The 3896-nt window shown below is 43.7% G+C and carries 2 protein-coding genes; both read right to left on the bottom strand.

Annotated features, from left to right (window positions below; genetic code table 11):
* The coding region (locus A3773_RS16605) for a thiamine pyrophosphate-dependent dehydrogenase E1 component subunit alpha (protein WP_067988563.1) at window positions 1-827 on the bottom strand (827 nt) is incomplete at its 3' end.
* Window positions 828-1235: 408 nt separating this feature from the next.
* A complete protein-coding gene (locus A3773_RS16610; protein ID WP_067988568.1) occupies window positions 1236-3368 on the bottom strand; it encodes a PQQ-dependent dehydrogenase, methanol/ethanol family in 2133 nt (710 codons plus the stop codon).
* Window positions 3369-3896 lie beyond the last annotated feature (528 nt).

A 3896-nucleotide genomic window follows, 5' to 3' on the forward strand; every position in this document is an offset into this window, starting at 1 on the left:
GGAATGGGATCGACTTTCAGTAACGCTTCTTTTTCACCAGCGGGACGGTAAGCTTCACCATCACCCATGAAGTGGCCTGCAAGGCGCGAGGTTTCAATTTCGATTAACGTTGGGCCTAAACCGCTACGAGCACGGTCGACAGCTAAACCAACCGTCTTGAAAATTGCGACAGGGTCATTACCGGAAATAAATTCACCCGGCATACCATAGGAAGAGGCACGGTCGGAGTTACGTTCAATAGCTGTACTTGCACGTTTAGAAACCGAGATACCCCAGGAATTATCTTCAATAATAAAAATAACAGGTAATTTCCAAACACCCGCCATATTCAGGGCTTCATGGAAAGCGCCTTGGTTCGCTGCGCCTTCACCTAAGTAAGCAACGGCAATACCGCTTTTCTGCTGCATGACGCGTGACAGAGCGGCACCGACCGCAGGACCGACACTTTGACCAATAATGCCAGAGCAGGAGAAATTAACCGCCGGATCAAAAATATGCATATGGCCGCCACGACCACCACTTAATCCTGTTTTCTTACCAAATATCTCAGCAGCCATCCCCTTAAGATCAACACCTTTAGCTATCGCAACATGGTGGGGACGGTGAGTAGATGTAACAACATCCTCAGCAGTTAGGTGGGCACACACGCCGACAGCACACGGCTCTTGACCGTTAGAAAGGTGCATTTCACCAGGGATCGGACCATTGGCCATATTAAAAGCTGGAGTTTTGCCCTCCATGTAAATCTTCTCAATAGCTTCTTCAAAAAAACGGCTAATGAGCATGTGTTTATACATCCATTTTTCTTGTTCTTGGCTAGGTATCATCTCAAGCTCCCAACATCTGTTTTATCACTTAAACATTTACCAGAGTTAAACCCTGTAAAAGCAAACAACATGCCACAATCTATATCATTGTTTTAAAAGGATTATTTAATAAAAAGAACAAATAAAAACGTTACCAAAGGTCAAGGTGATTCACCTAATGCTACAGACTGTTCCAGAAATGATTACCAGAGCCCAAAGGGGTTTATATTCAAAGAAACTACACCGCCCACTTAAAGCACTGACATGTAGCTATTTCAAAAGAAAAAGCCCGAATCTTTTGTGATTAAGTGCTAATTAAAGCACTTACTTTATTCACATAGATTCAGGCCTTTTTATTTATCTCAAAGCGTATCGCTTATCAGTTGATCAACCCAAGTAATTCGCTTAACGCTTTAAAAAAACTCTATTCTAGTGCCCCCCTCCAGACTTCACACCATCGTGCGCTTGTCTACGAATGAAATGACGAATGCTTTCTAACTCTGCATCGGTTAGATCTGGGAATTTAGGCATACCGTTGACAAGCAGCGCTCCACCGCGAACAACTCTCTCAAACAATTTTTCATTGCCCTTGAGTAGTATTGGAGACTCACGCAAATCCGGTGCCTTCATGCCCGCAACAGCGCCACCGCCATGACAGGCGACACACAAGTTTTCTGCAAACACGCCCGCACCAACCTCTGCTTTTTTAGCATCAACTTCAAACCTCTCATCTAAGATTGGCTTGGCAAGCTGCGGTGCTGGCTGTTCCGGAATTAGCGCTTTTCCATCAAGCGAAAACGTCATAATGCGACGTTCATGCAAGCCGTACTTCCAACCATGTCCCTCAAAGCCGAGTTCGCCCGAGCCACCAAAGTTAGAAGCTAATGCACCACCAGGCCCCACTAGAAGAGAAACCATCTGCTTACCATCCAGCTTATAAGTAATTGGCGGTGCAGAGATACCAAGACCTACATCATAAGACCAAAGAACATCACCTGTGCGCGCATCATAAGCTTTAAACATACCATCAGGCTGACCTTGAAAAACCAAGTTACCCGCCGTAGTCAAGGTCCCACCGCCCCATGGGCTTTTTTGGTTCACTTGCCAAACACGCTCATTTTTAACTGGGTCCCAAGCCTGCAAAGAGCCCCTAGATTCATGCGGATCTTTCGTCAGCTCCCAACCACTTAAGCCCAAATACAGCTTATGGCTCTTCATCTTATGACCAGTTTTCGTATTCTTACCGCCATCTTTAAAAGTATTACCCAAATGGTTAGTGGGAATGAAAGCGAGATTTAGCTCAGGGTTATAAGACATTGCATGCCAAGAATGGGCACCAAATGCTGAAGGGTAGATATTTTTCTCACCATCAAGGTAGCGAGCATTTTCAGCAACAATATGGCGTTGCTCTTTCAGATCATATTTAGTTGACCAGTTAGCATCTGCAAATTTTTCAGCAGAAAGAACCTTGCCATTTGAGCGATCAATGGTATAGAAAAAGCCGTTTTTAGGCGCATGCAACACGGCATCAACGTCTTTGCCATCAATTTCCAGATCAGCCAACACTATATCCATGTTGGAGTTATAGTCCCAAGTGTCACCAGGTGCCGTTTGGACATGCCATTTGTATTCACCTGTATCAGCATCGACCGCTACAACGGAGCAAAGGTATAGATTATCACCACCTTCGGGGCTACGAACTTTAATATTCCAAGGGCCGCCGTTACCAGTACCGAAAATCAACTGATTATACTTCTCATCGTAGGTCCAACCATGCCAAGCGTTACCGCCACCACCATTTTCCCACCACTTGCCGCTCCATGTTTTAGCTGCTCTTTCCTGAGCTGCGTCTTCAAACCCATCTGCAGGATTTCCAGGAACAATATAAAAACGCCAAACTTGCTCACCTGTTTCAGCATCATAGGCGGTCACATAACCACGCATAGGCCCTAGCTCAGTTCCCCCATTACCTACAAACACCTTGCCATCAAACGCTTTAGGGTGACCTGTAATATTAAGCGGTTGGTCATGGTCAAATGTTCGGGTTTGCCAAACCTCTTTACCATCTTTTCTTGTAATCGCAATTAGACGGCCGTCCCATGTCGCAATAAATAGCTTATCACCATAAGTCGACAGGCCACGGTTATGCTTCCAAAACACTTTTTTCATATTATTGTCGGCAATCTCTTTGGCAACTTGTGGATCATATTCCCAAAGCATCTTTCCTGTACGCGCATCGAACGCACGGGTTTTATTCATTTCACCTACATAATACATAACACCATCAACAACCAATGGCGTCCCAACCATATCAGACCGATCCGGTAAAGGCGCATACCATTCAGGTTTTAGCTGGCTGACATTATCTACATTAATGTCTTTCAGTGGACTAAATCTCTGCTCAGAGTGCGTTCGTCCATAAGCCAGCCAATCAGTTGTATTTGATTCATCAGACAGTTCCTTATCCGTAATATTTCTGTCCGATGCCTGCGCTGGCATAATAGTAAGAAGCGAAGCTGCCATAAGCATATGCATACTTAGGATTGACCGTCTAAATTTCATTTTTATTATCTCCTTAGTTAGAGCGTTTCCTCGCTTTAGCCACTGCTCAAGGAAGGCTCACGGGTAAAACTGCTTCATTGAAATGAAAGCTCCTAAGCAGTGAAAATCGTCGTTTTTAAAAGAAAACGATATAAAGTGAAATAGATATAAGCGCGTATTTCAGCAAGCAAAACCCTGCTCGACTTCAACACTAGCCGACCTAAAACAATCAGTTTCGATAACACTACCCGGAGCAAAAAGCTTCATTATTTCTTAATAAAGCTCACTAAAGCGTTTACTATTTAAAAATAAAATAGGCTTCTCTTTAAAACATTCGTTACCTAAACAGAGACCCGCGCGGGGAACCACACAAACCTCAATTAATATAGCCGCAACCAAAGTACCAAGAAAGCTTATATTATTTTTTTACATTAATAATCAATTAGTTATATTAAAAGATGTATTCAGCACTTTATCCTATCGTGGCAACTTTCTGACCTTTTTCGACAACATCATCCACATCACTAATGAGGCTTAGTTTGCCGCTTG

Origin of the sequence: Neptuniibacter pectenicola (assembly GCF_001597735.1) — a bacterium.
Lineage (GTDB): Bacteria > Pseudomonadota > Gammaproteobacteria > Pseudomonadales > Balneatricaceae > Neptuniibacter > Neptuniibacter pectenicola.

Bases quoted from the DNA above. Each gene is read 5' to 3' on its own strand.
- A3773_RS16610 (WP_067988568.1), bottom strand. From the start codon at position 3,368: ATGAAATTTAGACGGTCAATCCTAAGTATGCATATGCTTATGGCAGCT.